Raw genomic sequence first — 19,730 nt, forward strand, 5'->3', positions numbered from 1 at the left:
TATCGCGAATTATGACCTGTTTACCCAAAACCATCCTCTTTTTTGCCTTAATCACGCTGGGTACGTTGTCGGCGCGGGCGCAGACCCTGTCGAAAGACGAACTAACGTACCTGACCTCGGAATGGAAAGGCGAACGTTTCCCCGACGGTCGCCCCAAAATCTCCGACGACCTGCTGCGCCGCGCCCGCGAAGTCAATACCGAAGAAGCCTGGACCATCCTGCGCAACGAAGGCTACACCTGCCAGTTTGAGCGCGGCTGGAAAATTATTCACCCCGACCAGCCGCTGGTGGGCCGGGCGCTGACGGCCATGTACCTACCCAGCCGCCCCGACCTGGAAAAGCTGGTGAAGGACCGAGGGGCCAAACAGGGTCGCATTGGCAACACTAATTCATGGCCCATCGATCAGTTGAGCAAAGGCGACGTGTATGTAGCCGATGGCATGGGTAAAATCACCGACGGTACCCTGATCGGCGATAACCTGGGCAATTCCATTTACGCCAAAACCGGCACGGGCGTAGTATTCGATGCCTCGGCCCGCGACCTCGAAGGCCTGCGCCGGATCGACGGGTTCAACGCCTTCGTGCGCGACTGGGACCCGTCGTATCTGAAAGAATCGGTGCTGATGGGCCTCAATACGCCCATCCGAATCGGGAAAGCCATCGTGATGCCGGGCGATCTGGTGCTCGGGCGCAGCGAAGGCGTGGTGTTTATCCCGGCGCACCTGGCCGAAAAAGTGATTCAAACGGCGGAGTTCATCGCCCTGCGCGACAAGTTCGGTATCTCGATGCTGAAGGCGGGAAAATACACGCCGGGGCAGATCGACAGCCAGTGGACCGACGCCATCAAAGAAGACTTTTTGAAGTGGCTGGATAAAAATCCGAACGAGCTGCCGATGAAACGGGCCGAGTTGGATGCTTATATGAAAAACCGCACGTGGTAAACCACGTCGCTCCTAAACCCCTCCTGATTTTGTATGACTGCTAAACTATTCTGGGGTGCCGCCGGCCTCTGCCTGCTCATTGCGCTGGGCATGGCTGCCACCGGGCATCTGGCGCAGGCCGGGCCGCTGTTCATTCTGTTCTTTCTGAGCATCGCGCTGGCGTTTCGTACCAACGAAGCCCTCAAAGGCTTCACCTACACCGTCATGATCTTTGCCGCCGTGACGACCGCGCTCTATTACCCGACCTACTTCACTGAAGTGAACGGGTTCAAGTTCAGCAAGCTCATCACGCCGCTTATTCAGCTCATTATGTTCGGGATGGGTACGTCGATGGGTGTCGAAGATTTCGTGGGTGTGGTCAAAATGCCCAAAGGTGTGCTCATCGGCGTCGTCAGCCACTTCATCATTATGCCGCTGATTGGCTTCATGATTGCCAGCATCAGCGGGTTTCCGCCCGAAATTGCGGCGGGGATCATTCTGATCGGCTGCTCGCCCAACGGCATGGCCTCTAACGTGATTTCGTATCTGGCGAAGGCTAATCTGGCCCTGTCGATTACTATTACCGCCATTTCGACCATGCTGGCCCCGTTCGTGACGCCCATGCTGATGAAGCTCTACGCCGGAGCGCTGGTCGACATCAACGTGCTGGACATGATGTGGGACATCTTCAAAATGGTAATCATTCCCATCGGTGCCGGGCTGCTGTTCAACCGATTCCTGAGTGGCAAAGCCAAATGGCTCGACGAGGCCATGCCGCTGGTGTCCATGTTCGGGATTGGCTTCATCATTACCATCATTACGGCGGCCGGGCGCGACAAGCTGCTCACCATCGGCCCCGCGCTCATCGGGCTGGTGCTGCTGCACAACCTGTCGGGCTACTTCCTGGGCTACTGGTCGGGTCGGCTGTTCCGCATGAGTGAGCGCGACTGCCGCACCATCGCCATCGAAGTCGGTATGCAAAACGGCGGCCTCGCGTCGGGACTGGCCAATCAGATGGGGAAAGTCGCTACGGTAGGGCTGGCTCCGGCGGTATTCGGTCCCCTCATGAACATCACCGGCTCCATTCTGGCCTCGTGGTGGCACCGCCGCCCCCCACAAGAAGACCTCGCCGAATCACAACCGGTACTGGCTGACAAGGTGTAAGACCTCACGGCAGCGGCCGACCGTCCCCAGCCCGGACGCGGGACCGCCCTCTCCTTGAAATAAGGAGAGGGGAGACAAGATGGTCGGCTATATCATCGAAGGAAACTCTCTAAGGGGTATTTCTGTGACTGCTTGGCTTGTTTAAGAAATAAAGGCGCCCTCCTTGAAAAATTATATTTTGTTAAGTCTCCCCTCTCCTTATTTCAAGGAGAGGGGCTGGGGGTGAGGTCTTCACTTCAACACCACCTGACTAACGACCGGCTGATGATCTGACGGGTAGCGTTGATCCTGAGCGTCGGTGAGCACGGCGTAGTCGAGGACGGAGGCCCGTTTATCCACGAAAATGTAGTCGATGCGATCCTTGAGCGGCGCGTCGAATTTGAAACCATTGAACGTACCTACGGGGCCGTAGGGCGGCATGGCGGTCACCTGATACACATCGTTGAGCAGCGTCTGCATCGTCTTGACCTGCTCCGTATCGGGAGTTGAATTAAGGTCGCCGACGCAGATGATGGGTACATTCCCGGCAATCTCGCGCATCTTCTGCACCATCAGCTTTCCCGATTCGCGCCGGGCCACTACGCCTTGGTGGTCGAAATGCACGCAGAAGAAGAAAAACGTCTTTTTCGTAGCCTGATCCTGCAACTGCGCCCAGGAACAGATGCGGTTGCAGCAGGTCGCGTCCCAGCCTTTGCCAGGCTTGTCGGGCGTTTCACTCAGCCAGAAATCGCCGGTTTTGAGCAGCTTGAACCGGTCTTTCCGGTAGAAAATCGCCGAGTGTTCACCGGCTTCTTTGCCGTCGTCGCGACCATGCCCCACAAAGGCGAATTCCGACATGTCGGCCAGGTCCGTCAGTTGGCCGCGCAGGGCTTCCTGCACCCCGAACAGATCGAACCGGTGGTAACGAACCAGCGCCTTCACCCGCTCTTTGCGGTTGGGCCAGGCATTGACGCCATCGTTGGGCGTGTTATAGCGAATGTTGTAGGTGGCCACCCGGATGGGCATCTCTTTTTTCTGAGCCCGTGAAGGAAGAGTAAGTACACTGCCGAGCAGCAGAAGCAGCATGAAGCGCATAAGAAAACGTTGATAGGACTGCGAAGGAAAGGCAGACAACGTACCCAGCTAACCATTAGGAGTGGAAAAACGAGTGCGTCTGTCGAAGGGCTGGGCGCTAGCTCAGGCCCCGTGCCAGTAATCGGAAACGAGTAATCAACCTACGCTCGCGCTTTTACGGGTGGCGTGCAACGTACCCAACTGCGCCAACAGACCTCAACGTATGCACAGACGTACCTTCGTCCGAACAACGAGCGTAGCCGCCGCCGGTATCGGCCTCGCGGGGCCGGAAGCACTGACTACCACCGCCAAAAAACGCAACAAACTCCCGCGCTGGAAAGGCGTTAACCTGCTCGACTTTTTCTCGCCCGACCCCACGGCGAAGGGCCGCCCCAAAACAACCGAAGAACACCTGAAATGGCTGCACGACTGGGGATTCGACTTTGTGCGGCTGCCGATGGCTTATCCGTATTACCTAACCTTCGACCGGAGCCGCCCCATCCGCCCCGACGAGGTGTACCAGATCAACCAGAAGGCCGTCGACGAGATCGACCAACTGGTGTCGCTCGCGCATAAGCACAAGATGCACGTGAGCCTGAACCTGCACCGCGCGCCGGGCTACTGCGTCAACGCCGGTTTTCAGGAGCCGTACAATCTCTGGACCGACCCCGCCGCGCAGGAGGCGTTTCTGTACCACTGGAATTTCTGGGCCAACCGATACAAACAGACCTCCGACAAGCGCATCAGCTTCGATCTGCTCAACGAACCCAGCATGCGGGCCGATATGAATGATCAGCACAGCGCCCGCAGTGCCGTCCCCGGCGATCGTTACCGGCAACTGGTGGTGGCCGCTCAGGACGCCATCCGGCGCGAAAACCGCCAGCACCTGATCATTGCCGATGGCAACAACACGGGGCAGTCGGTCATTCCCGAAATCGCCGACCTCGACGTGGGCCAAAGCTGCCGGGGTTACCATCCGGGCATTATTTCGCACTACAAAGCGCCCTGGGCCATGAAAGACGTCAACAACCTGCCCGAACCCAAATGGCCGGGGCAGGTGGGTAATCAATATCTGGGGCGCGAGATGCTGGAAACGTTCTATAAACCCTGGTTCGATCTGGTGGCGCAGGGCGTGGGCGTGCACTGCGGCGAGTGTGGTGCCTGGAACAAAACCCCGCACAACGTTTTTCTGGCCTGGTTTTCGGATGTGCTGGGCCTGCTGGCCGAACACGACATCGGCTTTGCGCTTTGGGAATTCATCGGCGACTTTGGCCTCATCAACTCGCGCCGCGACGATGTCGCCTACGAAGACTGGCACGGCTACAAGCTCGATCGTAAACTGCTGACTATGTTGATGAAGGTGTAATGGCACATGGCTGATCGGTGGGTAACTGCCTGCGGTGCTTCGCTTTAACCAAGTACTAAACTCGCCGATCATGTCTTTTTCGTTAACCCTTGATTCCCAGCGCCGCGCGGTGCTGGTTAGCCTGACCCTGGCGTGCCTAGCCGCCGCCGGTAGCAGCGTTGCCCAACCCCGTAAACAACCCGTTTTAGGAGTGCGGTCTGCCCCCTTGCTGACTGTTGGCAACGCGCAATTCAAAGACCTGAACCGCAATGGGCGGCTCGACCCCTACGAAGACTGGCGTCTCCCGGCAGCCGAGCGAAGCCGCGATTTGCTGGCTCAGATGTCGATGGAACAAAAGGTGGGATTCATGCTCATCAGTACCACGCGACTCAAAAACGACTGGTCGTTTGAAGGCCCCAAAAACAAGGAACCCATCAGCAGCGATTTCAACGAGGAAGATCTGACCGCCAGCACGAACATGTTCACGCGGAAGCCGTTGCCTACGCCCCTGATGAATGCCGCCGGGACCACCAAAGCCGTGACCCAGTTTCAGTTGAGGCATTTCATTCTGCGGGCCAACGTCAGCGCCCGCATCACGGCTGAGTGGGCCAACAAATTGCAGGCTCTGTGCGAAAGTCAGCCGTTGGGTATTCCGGCAATCGTAGCCTCCAATCCGCGTAACCACATCACCAGCAGCGCCGCCATCGGCACCAGCGTTGGCCGCACCGCTTTCTCGGCCTGGCCGGGCGAACTGGGCCTCGCGGCGATGCGCGACCTGAAACTGACCCGCGAATTTGCCGACATTGCCCGGCAGGAGTGGGCGGCGGTGGGCCTGCGGAAAGGCTACATGTACATGGCTGATCTGGCGACCGAACCGCGCTGGCAACGGGTCGACGGCACCTTTGGCGAAAATGCGCAATGGGCCGCCAAGATGATCACCGAGGTGGTGCTGGGCTTTCAGCAGACCAAACTAGGCCCCACGTCGGTAGCCATGACAACCAAGCACTTTCCGGGCGGTGGGGCTGGTAAAGAAGGGCAGGACCCCCACTTCGACTGGGGCAAAACCGAAGTCTTTCCAGGAGGTATGTTCGAAAACAACCTCATTCCGTTCAAAGCCGCCATCAAAGCCGGTACGTCGGCCATCATGCCCTATTATTCGCTGCCCGTCGGCACGCCCTACGAACCTATTGCTTATGCCTACAACCGCGGTGTTATCCACGATCTGTTGCGCACCAAACTCGGTTTTCAGGGGATCATTAACTCCGATACCGGTCCGATTGAGATGATGCCGTGGGGGGCCGAAAACCTGAGCATCAAAGAGCGGTACAAGCGCACGCTGGAAGCCGGGGTCAACCTCTACTCCGGTACCGCCGACCCAACCAATCTGCTCGAGACGGTGAAAAGCGGCATGGTCGATGTGAAGCTGGTTGATGATTCGGTGCTGCGGCTGCTGACCGAAAAATTTGAGCTGGGTCTGTTCGAGAATCCGTATGTCGATGAGGCTGCCGCCGAACGGATCGTGGGCAACGCCGAGTTTCGGAAACGGGCCGATGTGGCCCTGCGGAAATCCATCGTACTACTGCGCAACGAGGCAAAAACACTGCCGCTCCGGGCGGGTACGAAAGTGTACGTCGAATCGTACCAGAAGCAATCTGGACGCCCAACGACTGGCCCCGGCGACGTGCTGACGCCTACGGGCAACTACCCCGTTCAGTTCGTGAAAACGCCCGACGAAGCCGACGTGATTCTGCTTTGGATCTGGCCCGGTTCGCGGTCGCTCTTTGCCTCAGATGGGGCTCCGCTCGAACTCTCGCTCTCGAAAAATGCGGTCGACGTAAACTATGTAAATGCGCTCAGTGCGAAAAAACCAACGATCCTGGCCATCAATTACACCAACCCGTGGGTGATTGATGAGATCTACAAAGAGGGCGCGTCAACATCGATAAAAGGCGTTGTGGCCACTTTCGGCACCACCATCGATGCCCTGCTGGATGTGGTGACGGGTCAATTCAAGCCAACCGGAAAAATGCCGTTTACCACCCCACGCTCCGTCGAGGCCGTCAAGGCGCAGATGGAGGACGTACCTGGCTACATGGAAGGAGCCGGATATGCCCTGTTTAAGTATGACGAGGGCCTGACGTATTAGCCGGTCAATCTGGTCGGCAGTGGCCTATGGCTAAGCTATAGGCCACTGCCTTATCTTTTAAAACAGCAGTCCGATAGACTGGGTTGTCTGCTATATCGACTTTTTCGTTATGGCAGACAATCATACGTACCTGATCGACGGTGCCAACCGGCGTTGGTTCCTGAAGCAGTCGTCGGCACTGGCGGGTTTGGCATTGCTACCCCCGTTGGTAGGGCAAGCCGCCACCATGCCCGATGCGCCATTGGCCGCCGCCCCCCCAGCGGGCAGCAAACGGTCCGTCACGCTGCGGGTCAACAAAAAGAACTACAAACTCGACATCGAGCCCCGCGAAACGCTGCTCGACGTGCTGCGCGAACGGCTCGACCTGACCGGCTCTAAAAAAGGCTGTGATCATGGACAATGCGGCGCCTGCACGGTACACATCGACGGCCGTACGGCCAATGCCTGCCTGCTGCTTGCCATTATGCAACAGGGCCGCGAGATCACGACGATCGAAGGACTGGCACCCGGCAAAGATCAACTTCATCCATTGCAGGAGGCCTTTGTGAAACACGACGGCTTCCAGTGTGGGTTCTGCACGCCCGGTCAGCTGATGTCGGGCGTAGCCATCATCCGCGAAGGACACGCCGATTCGCCTGATGAAATTCGGGAATGGATGAGTGGTAATATCTGCCGTTGTGGTGCGTATCGGGGTATTGTCGAAGCGATTGAGTCTGTCCAGAAAAACGGGAAAACAGCATGAAAGCCTTCGACTACGTACAGGCCAATCAGCCTGCCGACGCCCTCCGACTCATCAGCGCCGCTCCGGCCACTCGCTTCATTGCAGGTGGTACTAACCTGGTCGACCTGATGAAATACGGCGTGGAAAGCCCCGATGCACTGGTCGACATCAGCCGCCTGCCGCTGACGCAGATTCAATCAACCCAAACGGGACTGCGTATCGGCGCATTAGCCCGAAACAGCGACGTGGCGGCCAATGCGCTGGTGCAGAAGCAGTTTCCACTGCTGTCGGAAGCACTGCTGGCCGGGGCTTCGCCGCAACTGCGCAACCAGGCAACGATGGGCGGCAATCTCATGCAACGTACCCGCTGCTATTACTTCTATGACCCCAGCCAGCCCTGCAACAAGCGGGCACCCGGCTCGGGCTGCGGGGCCATTGGCGGGCAAAACCGTATCCACGCCATTCTGGGGGCCAACGAAGGGACGGGGCGCGATAAACAGTGTATCGCGACCAATCCCAGTGACATGAACGTAGCCTTAAGCGCACTTGGAGCCGTGGTGCAAATTTCGGGACCCAATGGCACCCGTTCGGTGCCGGTGATTGACTTCCATCGGCTCCCCGGCGATGCGCCCCAGCGTGACACCATACTCGAACCTAATGAGCTGATCACGGCGATCGACCTGCCTACGCCCAAACTGGCCGGGAAATCACACTACCTGAAAGTCCGCGACCGGGCCTCGTATGCCTTCGCCTTGGTATCGGTCGCGACGCGTATGGCGGTGGAAAACGGCATCATTCGCGACGTGCGCATTGCGTTGGGTGGGGTAGCGCATAAACCCTGGCGCATGCCCGAGGTAGAGCAGCAACTGGTTGGTAAACGGGCCGATGAGGCCACCTTCCGTGCCGCCGCCCAACAACTCCTGGCCGGCGCCAAACCGCACGAACACAATGCATTTAAAGTCCGACTGGCCGAAAACAGCATCGTTCGGGCGTTGCAGACCGTTGCGGTGCAGTAACCTTCAAGCCCATCTATCCTATGGCTAAGAAACTCATTGGTGATCCCGTTGACCGTATCGACGGGAAGCAGAAAATAACCGGGTCGGCCCGGTATTCGGCCGACATTAAACCGCCCCGGCTGGTGCATGGCGTGCTGGTGATGAGCACCGTAGCGAACGGCCGCATCCAGAAACTCGATACCACCGCGGCCATGAACGTACCTGGCGTGGTGGCGGTGATGTCGTACGAAAACGCGCCGAAGCTGGGTGGCATCGACAAAAACAAGCCGTCGGAAGTGGCGACCGACCGGGTGATGCACCTGTTTCAGGACAATCTGGTGCATTACAACAATCAGCCGATCGCGATGGTGCTGGCCGAAACCCTGGAAGCCGCTACGGAAGGAGCTGAGCGGGTACAGGTCACCTACAACACCGACGCTGTAAAACCCTTGCTGCCAGCTAACCAGAACAAGGCCGAGCGCCCCGAGCGCCTGCCCCGCGTAGATGATCAGGTCGATACGAAACGCGGCGATTACAAAGCGGGTATGGACGGAGCCGCCACGCGCTTCGAGCAAACGTACCTGACACCCACGCAGCTACACAACGCGCTGGAGCCCCACGCCCTCGTGGCGGTCTGGGAACCCGACGGCAAACTGACGCTTTACAATGCCACGCAGGGAATTTCGGGTTGCCAGAAACGCATCGCCGAACTGTTTGGCATGCCTAAAACCGACGTACGGGTGGTGACGCAGTATCTCGGGGGCGGGTTTGGTAGCAAAGGCACTACCTGGTCGCACGTGATGCTCGCGCCAATGGCCGCCCGGCTGGTAAGTCGGCCGGTGAAGCTGGTGCTGAAACGCGATCAGATGTTCGGCATGGTCGGGTCGCGGTCGGCCACGGTGCAGCAACTAACGTTTGGGGCGGATAAAGAAGGCAAGCTGACGGCGTCCGGGCATTTTTCGATTACCCAAACCTCCGATTTTGACGAGTTTGCCGAGCCGTCGGGCACCATCACGCGGATGCTCTACGCCTGTCCCAATCAGGAAACGACGCATCGGTTCGTTAAAGCCAACATCGGTACACCCTCACCCATGCGTGCGCCCGGTGAAGCGCCCGGCGTGTTTGCTTTGGAATGCGCCATCGACGAAATGGCCGAGCAGGTAAAGATGGACCCACTGGCGTTCCGTTTGAAAAACTACGCCGAGGTCGACCCCAACAAAAACCTGCCGTTTTCGAGCAAAAGCCTGCGCGCCTGTTACCAGCAGGGCGCCGAACGCTTTGGCTGGTCGAAACGCTCGCCGCAACCCCGCAGCATGCGCGACGGAAACTACCTCGTCGGGATGGGGATGGGCACCACCACGTATCCCATGAACCGGGGCGAGTCAAACGCGTTGGTGCGCCTGCTGCCCGACGGGCGCGTGCAGGTCGAAACCGGCACACAGGACATCGGTACCGGTACGTTCACCATCGTCAACCAGATTGCTGCTGAGGTACTGGGCCTCACGCCCGACAAGGTAACCCTCAGCGCTGGTGACAGCCGTTACCCCGAGGCCGTTGGGTCAGGTGGGTCGCGCAGTACCGCCAGCACGGGCTCGGCTGTGACGCAAGCGGCCAAAGAAGTGCTGAACAAGGCGCGAGAAATGGCCTTTAAGGATAAAAAATCGCCCTTGTACAATGTAGCCGAAGCGGAGATCGTGGCCGAAAATGGCCGACTTCAACTCCGAACCGATCCCAAAAAAGGCGAAACGTTTGCGAGCCTGCTGAAACGAAATGGTTCGAAACCCATCGAAGCCAAGGTGCAGTCGAAGCAGGGCGATGAGAAGGAGAAGTACTCGTTTTTCGCGTTTGGTGCTGTGTTCGCCGAGGTACGTGTCGACGAAGCGCTGGGCGAAATTCAGGTTACGCGCTTGCTGGGTACGTATGCGGCGGGAAAAATCATCAACCTTAAAACAGCAACCAGTCAGGTGTTGGGTGGAATGGTGTGGGGGTTGAGCATGGCCCTTCATGAAGAAACCAAATTCGACCCGCGTACCAACCGGATCATGAACCCCAATCTGGCCGAATACCACGTACCGGTCAATGCCGATATTCGCTCGATCGAAGGCTATTTTATAGAAGAAGACGATGACGTCGTGAACCCGGCAGGGGCCAAGGGCATCGGTGAAATTGGTATCGTCGGCACCGTGTCGGCCATTGCCAATGCCATCTATCACGCTACTGGCAAGCGCCACCGCGCCGTGCCGATTACAGTCGATAAGGTGTTGGTGTAAAGAAGCCTGTGGCATCATTGGTAGTTATTTAGCTGTACAGCAAATGACCACTGCTAATGACGCCACAGGCCAATAAACTATCTAGATGTATCGCTAACGGTACGGATGAGGCTGATACCGGTGAAGAAGAAGATGGCACCGAAAAGCAGGTAGACCCACGACGCCTGGGCAATGCCGCCCGACAACATGTCTTTACCGCCCATCAGTAGTCCCACAAGACCCAGCAGGGTCAGGATAATGCCGAACACACGTTTAATATTCATTCGTTGAGTGATTTGATAGTGAACTGAACCGTCTAACGAGGCTCGTCCGGCAAATGTTTGCCGCGACTAGTCTGTGGCGTATACCAGAACGGGTGATGGCCGGAGACTTAATCGCCTCATAACCATCACCCGTCTGGGTACTATCGAATCAGGCGTTTAGCCGCGCCGACCGTAGCCACCGTAGTTTCCACGGTTGTAGCCGCCCCGGCGGTTGTTGGCCTGAAAAGCATACAGCCGATCGCGTTGAACGGGCGTCAGTACGCTCATAAACTCCTGGTTCTTCTGGTAGCTCAGACGCTGAAACTCGCGGGGCGAGAGGCGGCTACCGGCCGTCAGACCCTGCCGGTCGTACTGCTCTTCAATCCGGCGCAACTGCCGTTCCTGCTTCCGCGACAGATCGACGATGGCATCGAGCCTGTCGACCCGGATCTCGTCCTGAATGTCGTCGTAGCGTTGCTGGTTAGGGGTTGGGTAGGCATTACCGTAGCCGGGGCCACGTTGTGCCATTGTCGTTCCGGTAGTGAGTAAAGCCACGATGGCAGCGAGGGCAAACATTGACTTCTTCATGATGGTCTGTGTTTTTCTGTTGGTTTGTTGGTTAGAGCCGAAACCCATGCCCCCGTTTAATCCCTTGCTCTCCCCGAACGACCATTACCCCCTATTCTCCGACCAACAACCCAAATGTGTCGATGAAAAGGGGTAACGCCTCTACTGCAACTTCGCCAGCCAGAGCGAGGCGTTGAGGTGCAGCGCAGGGTGCGACGTGTAGCCCGTTGGGGCATCGCCCGACCAGCCGTTGAACAGGTTGTCGTTGGTATCGCCCGTGCCATCATCAGACGGGGAACTGTCGCCAATGAACACGACCCGGCCCGTTCCGTAGGTCGATAGCAGCGCCATGACGCCGGTTGTGCCGTTGAGGGTACTGCTCATGCGCCAGAACAGGCCCTGTACGTTGGCGTTGTTGGCTGGGTAAAGCGTAGCGGTAGCCCCCGCGTAGAAAGCCAGTTTCGAGGCCGTACCGGCCGTGCCGTTCAGTACTTTCTGCGCGTTGGTGTTGGTGCCGGTGTAGACCTTCGTCGTGGGTTGCTCGTCGATGTCGATGTAGTCGACCCGGAAGCCAAACGGATTGCTGTTGTTAATGCCGTTGTTGGTCATCAGGTCATTCCAGACGCGGGGCGAGTCGGCGCCATCGCCGTCCCGATCCGAGGGGAGGTAGCCGTTCGGGTCGGTGCCGGTCAGGGAAGGAGCCGTATGGTCGGCGATCATCATCAGGCCGCCGCCGTTAGCCACGAAGTTCATGATCGCGGTTTTTTCTGCCGCCGTAAACAGCCGGTTCGGTTCAACCACCACAAAGACATTGTAGTTGCTTAGATCCTGCACGTTCGAGCTATTGCCGTAGGTGATAGCCGTGCCCACGGGCAGTGTTTCGACAAAGTTGCCGCGTTTGACCAGCTCAACCGCCCAGGCCGACATACCGCCTTTCCAGTAGGTTTCGGGTGTAGTCGACGTGATGCCCGTGTACGACGGCGTCGGGGTACGTTGTGCTTTGGTCTCTACCGTGGTGCCACCCGTGTAGGTCGGTACGCTTTCGGTACCGTCGGCGTCGATTTGCCAGTCGGCGCTACCCGCGTTTTCGTAATGGCTGGCGTCGAACAGAAACTTCTTGCCGGTTGGGGTAGGGGTGGTGCCGCCATCGTTATCGGTCACGGCGATATCGTCGATGTTGATGCGGTTGGTGCCGCCCGATGTCTTACGGATTTCGAGCCGGACGGTGCCGGTCACGTTCAGCGTAAAGGTTTGCGTCTGAAGCGTGGTGGTCGTCGTTACGGCGGTGCCGGTCTGCGTCCAGCTGCTGCCGCCGTTGGTCGAGTACCACAGGCCCCATTGGCTGGCCCCGTCGGTGCCGTAGATAGCGTGTTTAACCGTCACGCTGCTGATGCCCGTCGTCAGGTCGAACAGCATCGTGATTTTGCCCGTATTCCGCACCCGCGCCGACCACGTACCGGCTTTGCGGTCGCTGCTGGAATTGGCGATCAGGGCGTCGTAGAGATTCCACGACTTGGCTTGCAGCGTTACGTTGTCGCCGCTTGCCGAACCCGTAGGCGACACGTCGTAGGCTGTTTTAGGGCTGGTAGACCCTACTTCGAAGCCCTCCGAAAGAGTGATAGCCGCGCGGGCAGAGCGAAGTGTAGCAGCGGCAGTAACGGTGGGAGCCAGTGCGTCGGGCTGGCAGGCAATGAACAGCGAGGCGGCGGTCAGGCTCGTCAGGCAAAGGGTTTTAAGCGAGGCAGTTTTAAGCATTAGAGCGTTGGTTAGATGAATGACTATGAACTTATGCAAAAATCATCATTCATCATAGAACGGTTCGATTTCCAGTGTTACGGTTCGGTTATTTTACGTGAACGGTACTACCGAAAGCCACTTTAGTAAAGGCTAAGCAAACGATCTGGCTATTGGAAAAGGTGCATGCGTTGTCGTTACATGCTGAGTTAAGCGATTGATTATTAGGCTGAAAACTACTTTTACATTTCCTTTACATTCTTTTGCAGCCGATTTACGAGTCTTGCTCAGCAGAAGGTTAGTTTTGGCTAGTACAATTCGCACTAGTTATGAAACATACCCTTGTTCTAGGCCTCAGTCTGCTAACCGGGCTGGGTACGTCGGCTGTCGCACAGTCATCGTTTACGACCTGCTCTGCCGCTTTTGTCGGCAACAAAATGCTGGTCGATGCCTACACGCCTGGCGGGAAATGCCAGCTTGCCAACAACGCCAAAGGCGAACTGACGGTGAAGACTGTGAACCTGTCGCCGAAATGCGTTGAGGGGGTTGACAAGCTCGCGTTCAAAGTCGCGGTTCGAGATGGAGCCACAGGTACATTGCACCTGTTTTCGGACGAGACCTACCGGCAGCTGCCCATTGAGCGGGTACTGGCTTCTTGCAAGAAAGGCGACCAGATCGTGCTGCTGACGCTCGATCGGCAATATGCTTTACCTCACAATGAAATTCAGGTACGTTAAAATGATAATCCGTTAACCAATTACATCCATGAAAACGATACAATACACGCTGGGTCTGCTGCTAGTAGGTTGCCTGGCCATGTCATTCCGGTCTACCAATTGGGTAAGCGCGTCGGCTGATGCCCCCGGCAGTTCGGTTACGGTAAATGGCTACGCCGTTGTTGGCGATGCCGTGATGATCAACAGCCGGGGTAAACTGGCGGTTGTACAAGGCGATCCGCGTTCGGCGAACCGCAAGGCCGTACCCTTTCGGCTGTTGCTGAAACGGCAGGAGATGGTTATTCAGCGCTGGCCCGAAACCAACGAGCAGACCAATTATTCGATTCAACTCGACGAACTTTGGCCCGTCGCCCAGCCGGGTGATCAACTGCTGATTGAACCGGCAGGGCAAGCCAATAAGCAACTGATTCGTCTGATCAAGGTACAGACCATCAATTGGTTACCTTTGCTGCGGTCAGGTGATGGCTGTTAATAGATAAACAAGGTATGCAGGTACGTTCACAATCGTGGGTCGTGTTGGGTACAGCCATCAGCCTGCTGCTGGCGTTGGGGTTGCTCTTCGTGCGGTCGGTAGCGCCTGCCGCTGGCGAGGAGCCCCAACGCCAGGCCGACAAAATCAATCTGGCGCTCCGGGGCACAGCCCACCACCTGCTGCGGGCCACGGGCGACTCAACGTCGCGCATTCCGGTCGTGCAGCAACTCAACGCTACCACCTACCGCCTTCAACTGAACCACGCGTTCAACTACGACACGCTGCCGGGTTTGCTGCAACAGTCGTTACAACTGCACCGCATTGCGACCCCCTACGACGTGGCCGTACTCGACTGCGGCACCCGGCGCCTGCAATTGGGTTACTCGGTGAGCGACTTAACCGACTCAAAAACAGTGCCCTGTAGCGGTCGGCTGATGGCCGAAGGGTGCTACATGCTACAGCTTACGTTTACCGCCGCGCCCGCGCCGTCGGTTGGCTATTGGCCCGTACTGGCGGTCATCAGCCTACTGGCGGGATTGATGGTGGTAACCTGGCGACGACCGCTGGCGACTACACCCGCGGAACCGGCCTCGTCTACAGACCCGGCCACCGCCGAAACCAACCCGCTGATGGTGCAGTTTGGTAACTCCGTACTTGACGTTAACGGGCAAACACTACTGGCAGGCAGCACCAGCCACAACCTCACCTACCGCGAAGCCAAGCTGCTGCGCCTGCTGGCCAGCCATCCCAATCAGGTGCTGGAACGCAACCTGATTCTCAAACTGGTCTGGGAAGACGAAGGGATCATCGTGGGCCGGAGTGTCGACGTCTTCGTGTCGCGCCTGCGGAAGCTGCTGAGCACCGACGCCACCGTTCGGATCGGTACGATTCACGGGGTTGGCTACCGGCTCGAAGTCATCCATTCGTAAAAAATTTATCAAGATTGAGCGAAAGGGCTTGACATTGTGTTTTTTGATTCTACATTTGTAGAGTAATCACTACGAATATAGAATATGAAACTAGCCGCCACTGAAGAAACACTGATGCAACACCTCTGGACGCTGGAGACAGCGTACATGAAGGATCTGCTCGACGCTTACGAAGAGCCAAAGCCCGCTACCACCACGGTCGCCACTTTGCTCAAGCGGCTAATCGACAAAGGAGCCGTTGCTTACCGGGAGCGGGGCAGCACCCGCGAGTACTACGCGCTCATCAGCCGCGAGGCCTATTTCGCCAACCACGTCAACGGCCTGATCAAGAATTTTTTCAACAATTCGGCGGCCCAGTTTGCCTCCTTTTTCACGAAAGAGACCGATCTCTCTGCCGATGAACTGACCGAACTGCGCCGCCTGATCGATGAACAAATTGACCGGAAAAAGCCATGACGACGTACCTGCTCGAATCGGCCCTGAATCTGCTGTTGCTGCTGGGCTTTTATCGGTTTTTTCTGGAAAATCAGCCGGTACATCGGCTCAAGCGGGCCTACCTGCTGGGTACGTTGGTGGTGGCCTTCGTGGCTCCTTTGCTGACCATCGAGGTGCCCTTGCCGCAGCCCGTAGCGAAACCCTCGGCCGTGGCGCTGTTTATCCCGACAAGTAGCCTACCGACCCAGGCCGTCGCAGCGGCCGAACCTGCCCCCAATTATTGGCTCTGGCTGTACGTTGCCGGTACGTTGCTCATGCTTAGTCGGTTTGCCCGCAACCTGTATCAGCTCGTCGCGCAGGTACGTCGGTATGGCTCCCAATCGTTTCGGGGCGTTTGGCTGGTGTCGTTACCCGCCGACGTACTTCCCCATACGTTTCTGAACTACTTATTTGTCTCGAAAGCGGCGCTGGAAACGGGTACCCTCGAACCCGAACTGCTCACCCACGAACTGGCCCACATTCGGCAGCGCCATTCGCTCGACGTTCTTCTCATCGAACTGGTCCTGTGTTTCAGCTGGTTCAACCCGCTGCTGATCTGGCTGAAACGCGCCATGCAGCGCAACCACGAATTTCTGGCCGACGAAGCTGTCAACATCGCCTTTGGTAACGTACCTGGTTATCAGCACCTTTTACTCGATAAACTGACCCGCGCGACCGCCCTGCCTGCCCTGGTCAGTACGCTGACTTTTCAAACCACAAAACAACGCCTGCTCATGATGACCAAATATGCATCGCCCGCCCGCACCTGGTTTGCCGGGGGGACCATCGCCCTCGTTTTTGGAATTGCCACGCTGCTGGTAACCACAACGGCATCTACGCCAGCCTCGTCTAAGGACCCTGTGGGTCAACGGGGCGATTTGCCTACCAGAACGACCGACGAAGGGCCGGACCTCAGCCGGTTGCCGCAATTTCCACCCGCTACCAACCGGCAGATTGCGGAAGTAGAGCGCTGGTTTAGTCAGGTTATGGTGGCTGTTCCTGATTCATCCGCGCCCGACAAGTGGGTTCGCCGGAAATACGCCGATCTCACGCAAAATGAGAAACGGTACGTTGTCTGTCTGCTGCCCGAGCGGCCCAAAGCCATATCGCCCGTTTACCTCAACGACTATAAAAACAAAGCCAAATATGGCCCCGTCCATGTTGATGGACAGGAAGTTAAAGACTTTGCCGCCAACAAATTGACCGCTGATGATATTGCCTTCTACCGGCTTTCACCATATGGGGAGGGGGCGAATGAGAAAACGGCGGTTTCTCTCTATACGCGAGCCGGCTTCGAAGTCTACAAAAAGAGACAGGAAGCGAACCCGCTTGTGTTCGTCAAAGTAACCAAATGGTAGCGGTTTAAGGATCGTACTGATTCGGACGAGCGACTGTCCGAAAGTGGACAGGGTACTACTTAATCAACTACGTTTTGCCTTACTAATCAAGGGGTTAGTCAGGATGGCACGGCTCTTGGACGATCAAACCGGTAATGTCTGGAAAAAGACCTTACCGGTTTTTTATGCTTAGTAACTACCTGAAAATCGCCTGGCGGAGTTTGCTCAAAAACCGCCTGTTTACGCTGCTCAATAGCCTTGGTTTGGCCATCGGCCTGGCCGTGGCGCTCATGTTGCTGCTCTATGCGACCGACGAACTGGCGTTCGATAAACACCACAGCAAAGCCGATCGCATCGCGCGCGTGAACCTCAACGTGTCGTTCGACGGGAAAACCGAACAGTGGGGCAACGCGCCGAACGTGGTTGGGCCAGCCATGAAGGCACAACTACCCGGCGTGGAGAATCAGGTGCGGTTGCTGCGACACAACTTTGGCCAAACGGCATTCGTCAATTCGGCGAATCGGGAGTTTGCCGAAACCAAGCTGTACTGGGCCGATAGCACGCTGTTTGGCGTGTTCGACGTACCCCTGCTGCTGGGCAACCCCGCCACCGCGCTGGCTGGCCCCAATCGGGTGGTGCTGAGCCAACACACGGCCCGCCGCTATTTCGGTACACAAAATCCGCTGGGCAAAGTCCTCGACGTCGATCATAAACATCAGCTTGAAGTAACCGGCGTCTATGCCGATCTGCCCGCTACGTCGTCGCTCGATGCCGATCTGATCGGCTCGTTTGCGAGCGTCAAATGGGCGAGTAACCCGACTAATCAAAGCTGGAGTAATGCCAGTTTCGAGACGTACCTGCTGCTTCGCCCCAACGCCGACGTCGCGCAATTGGAGCGACAGATGGAAGCGATCGTGGCGAAGAACGTACCCAAAGACAACCGATTCTATAGCCTGTACCTACAACCCTTAACCGACATTCATTTACAATCAGCCAACCTCAACAACGTAAGCAGCACCCGCATCGGCGACGCCCGGCAGGTGACGATACTGCTGTTGCTGGCCGTGGTAGTACTGCTGATTGCCTGCATCAACTACATGAACCTGACCACGGCGCAGGCGCAGGTTCGGGCCAAAGAGGTAGGTATCAACAAAGTAGCGGGAGCTACGCGCTCGCAGTTGATGGCCCGCTTCTACGCTGAAACCGTGCTGGTCGTACTGGTTTCGCTATTAATAGGGATTGGCTTCGTGATTGCCTGCCTGCCGGTGTTCAATACTATCGCCGACAAAGCCCTGTCTATCCGAACGTTGCTTACGCCCGGTATGCTGCTGAGCTTGCTGGGGCTGGGCGTCGGGATTTCGCTGCTGGCGGGTGGGTATCCGGCGTTTGTGCTGTCGGGCTTTTCCATTCGTGGGCTGTTGCAATCGTCGTTCCGGGCGGGCTCGGGCGGTGGTTTTCTGCGGCGGTCGCTGGTGGTTACGCAGTTTGTGGCCTCGCTGGTGCTGATTATCAGTACGCTGCTGTTCTATCGGCAATTGCAGTTTATCCAGCAACGCAAGCTCGGCTATAACCCCACGCAGGTGGTGGCGATCACGACGGCCGCCGCACAAAGCCCCGATCAGGTGCAGGCGTTGAGCAACGACCTGCGGGCGCTGAGCAGCGTCGATGAGATCAGCCGGGCACAGGTGTATCCGGGCGGCGGCGGCAGCGGCCGGAGCCTGTCGAAGCCCATCGACGATAAGAGCTATCTGCAAATCACCTCCAACCGGGTCAACTCGACGTTCATCAAGGTATTGGGGCTGAAACTGCTGGCGGGCAAAACCTTACCAGCGGCCAAGTCGGATAAGCCCGATACGGAAAACGAAACCGATACGACTGTACAGGTCGTTTTGAACAAAACGGCCGTCGATTTCCTGGGCTATACGCCCGAGCAGGCCATTGGCAAGATTGCACCGGGCCTGTTTGAGAACAGCGCCGAGATTGTGGGCGTAGTCGACGATTTTCATTTCGAATCGCTGCATAAGCCCATCGGCGCCTACGCGTTTCACAACGCCAATACCGAGAGTCGGCAGTTTATGCTGGTGAAGATACGTACCCAGAACCTGCCCGGAACCATGCAGCAGCTGGAAGCGACTTACCGCAAAAACCTGCCGAACTCGGCTTTCGAATATACCTTCCTCGACCAGTACCTCAACACGCTCTACCGCAGCGAGCAACGCATGGCGCAGGTGGTGCTGATCTTTGCCGGTCTCGCCATTCTGATCGCCTGCCTGGGCCTGTTTGGGCTGGCTACGTTCACGGCCGAACAGCGGACAAAAGAGATTGGGGTGCGGAAAGTGCTGGGTGCCAGCGTGGGCAGTATCGTAGCGTTGTTGAGCAAAGACTTCCTGAAACTGGTGCTGATTGCCATCCTGATTGCCTCGCCGCTGGCCTGGTGGGCCATCAACCGCTGGCTAGCCGATTTCGCCTACCGCATCGACATTGAATGGTGGGTGTTTGCCGGTGCGGGTACGTTGGTCGTCGCCATCGCCCTGCTGACCGTGAGCTTCCAAAGTATCAAAGCCGCCCTGATGAATCCGGTGCAGTCGCTACGGAGCGAGTAACGCCCTTGTTCGTTGAGCGAG

17 protein-coding genes are annotated in these 19,730 nt (G+C 57.4%); 13 read left to right on the plus strand and 4 right to left on the minus strand.

Features of this window, described 5'->3' with window-relative positions; genetic code table 11:
• Window positions 1-11: 11 nt before the first annotated feature.
• The gene (locus ACAW74_RS20470) at window positions 12-941 is read left to right on the plus strand and encodes an RraA family protein (protein ID WP_370700091.1); all 930 of its coding nucleotides are present in this window, start codon (window positions 12-14) and stop codon (window positions 939-941) included.
• A 33-nt stretch (window positions 942-974) separates the two neighbouring features.
• Complete coding sequence (locus tag ACAW74_RS20475) at window positions 975-2,084, plus strand: bile acid:sodium symporter family protein (protein WP_370700092.1); 1,110 nt, start codon at window positions 975-977, stop codon at window positions 2,082-2,084.
• A gap of 231 nt (window positions 2,085-2,315) precedes the next feature.
• On the opposite strand, the gene ACAW74_RS20480 is transcribed toward ACAW74_RS20475, so the two are convergent.
• Complete coding sequence (locus tag ACAW74_RS20480) at window positions 2,316-3,158, minus strand: endonuclease/exonuclease/phosphatase family protein (RefSeq protein WP_370700093.1); 843 nt, start codon at window positions 3,156-3,158, stop codon at window positions 2,316-2,318.
• A 202-nt stretch (window positions 3,159-3,360) separates the two neighbouring features.
• On the opposite strand from ACAW74_RS20480, the gene ACAW74_RS20485 reads away from it, so the two are divergent.
• From ACAW74_RS20485 to ACAW74_RS20505, 5 genes are all read left to right on the plus strand, one after another.
• Complete coding sequence (locus tag ACAW74_RS20485) at window positions 3,361-4,503, plus strand: glycoside hydrolase family 5 protein (RefSeq protein WP_370700094.1); 1,143 nt, start codon at window positions 3,361-3,363, stop codon at window positions 4,501-4,503.
• 70 nt (window positions 4,504-4,573) lie between these two features.
• Complete coding sequence (locus ACAW74_RS20490) at window positions 4,574-6,628, plus strand: glycoside hydrolase family 3 protein (protein ID WP_370700095.1); 2,055 nt, start codon at window positions 4,574-4,576, stop codon at window positions 6,626-6,628.
• A 109-nt stretch (window positions 6,629-6,737) separates the two neighbouring features.
• Window positions 6,738-7,370, plus strand: a complete 633-nt coding sequence (locus ACAW74_RS20495; protein WP_370700096.1) for a (2Fe-2S)-binding protein — start codon at window positions 6,738-6,740, stop codon at window positions 7,368-7,370.
• Entirely contained in the window at window positions 7,367-8,365 is a 999-nt protein-coding gene (locus ACAW74_RS20500) for an FAD binding domain-containing protein (protein ID WP_370700097.1), read from the plus strand. The genes ACAW74_RS20495 and ACAW74_RS20500 overlap by 4 nt, the downstream gene beginning before the upstream one ends.
• Window positions 8,366-8,385: 20 nt before the next feature.
• Window positions 8,386-10,614, plus strand: coding sequence for a xanthine dehydrogenase family protein molybdopterin-binding subunit (locus ACAW74_RS20505; protein WP_370700098.1), 2,229 nt, complete (start codon window positions 8,386-8,388; stop codon window positions 10,612-10,614).
• Window positions 10,615-10,691: 77 nt separating this feature from the next.
• On the opposite strand, the gene ACAW74_RS20510 is transcribed toward ACAW74_RS20505, so the two are convergent.
• From ACAW74_RS20510 to ACAW74_RS20520, 3 genes are all read right to left on the minus strand, one after another.
• Window positions 10,692-10,877 (minus strand): hypothetical protein, encoded by a 186-nt coding sequence (locus ACAW74_RS20510; RefSeq protein WP_041257307.1) that lies wholly within the window; start codon window positions 10,875-10,877, stop codon window positions 10,692-10,694.
• A 156-nt stretch (window positions 10,878-11,033) separates the two neighbouring features.
• Window positions 11,034-11,444, minus strand: a complete 411-nt coding sequence (locus ACAW74_RS20515; protein ID WP_370700099.1) for a hypothetical protein — start codon at window positions 11,442-11,444, stop codon at window positions 11,034-11,036.
• A gap of 141 nt (window positions 11,445-11,585) precedes the next feature.
• The gene (locus tag ACAW74_RS20520; protein WP_370700100.1) at window positions 11,586-13,178 is read right to left on the minus strand and encodes a hydrolase; all 1,593 of its coding nucleotides are present in this window, start codon (window positions 13,176-13,178) and stop codon (window positions 11,586-11,588) included.
• Window positions 13,179-13,486: 308 nt separating this feature from the next.
• Between ACAW74_RS20520 and ACAW74_RS20525 the strand changes: the two genes are divergently transcribed.
• The 6 genes from ACAW74_RS20525 (at window position 13,487) to ACAW74_RS20550 (ending at window position 19,709) form a co-directional block, all read left to right on the plus strand.
• Window positions 13,487-13,894, plus strand: a complete 408-nt coding sequence (locus ACAW74_RS20525) for a hypothetical protein (RefSeq protein ID WP_370700101.1) — start codon at window positions 13,487-13,489, stop codon at window positions 13,892-13,894.
• A 28-nt stretch (window positions 13,895-13,922) separates the two neighbouring features.
• On the plus strand, window positions 13,923-14,366 hold the full coding sequence (locus tag ACAW74_RS20530; protein ID WP_370700102.1) for a hypothetical protein: 444 nt from the start codon (window positions 13,923-13,925) through the stop codon (window positions 14,364-14,366).
• Between the two features lie 14 nt (window positions 14,367-14,380).
• Window positions 14,381-15,295 carry a winged helix-turn-helix domain-containing protein gene (locus tag ACAW74_RS20535; RefSeq protein WP_370700103.1) on the plus strand — a complete coding sequence of 305 codons (915 nt, stop codon included), beginning with the start codon at window positions 14,381-14,383 and terminating at the stop codon, window positions 15,293-15,295.
• 84 nt (window positions 15,296-15,379) lie between these two features.
• Window positions 15,380-15,751, plus strand: coding sequence for a BlaI/MecI/CopY family transcriptional regulator (locus ACAW74_RS20540; RefSeq protein WP_370700104.1), 372 nt, complete (start codon window positions 15,380-15,382; stop codon window positions 15,749-15,751).
• Entirely contained in the window at window positions 15,748-17,127 is a 1,380-nt protein-coding gene (locus tag ACAW74_RS20545; RefSeq protein ID WP_370700105.1) for a M56 family metallopeptidase, read from the plus strand. Before ACAW74_RS20540 ends, ACAW74_RS20545 begins: the two co-directional genes overlap by 4 nt.
• 164 nt (window positions 17,128-17,291) lie before the next feature.
• Window positions 17,292-19,709: an ABC transporter permease gene (locus ACAW74_RS20550; RefSeq protein WP_370700106.1), complete on the plus strand. Its 2,418-nt coding sequence runs from the start codon at window positions 17,292-17,294 to the stop codon at window positions 19,707-19,709.
• Window positions 19,710-19,730 lie beyond the last annotated feature (21 nt).

Origin of the sequence: Fibrella musci, assembly GCF_041321105.1 — a bacterium.
Lineage (GTDB): Bacteria > Bacteroidota > Bacteroidia > Cytophagales > Spirosomataceae > Fibrella > Fibrella musci.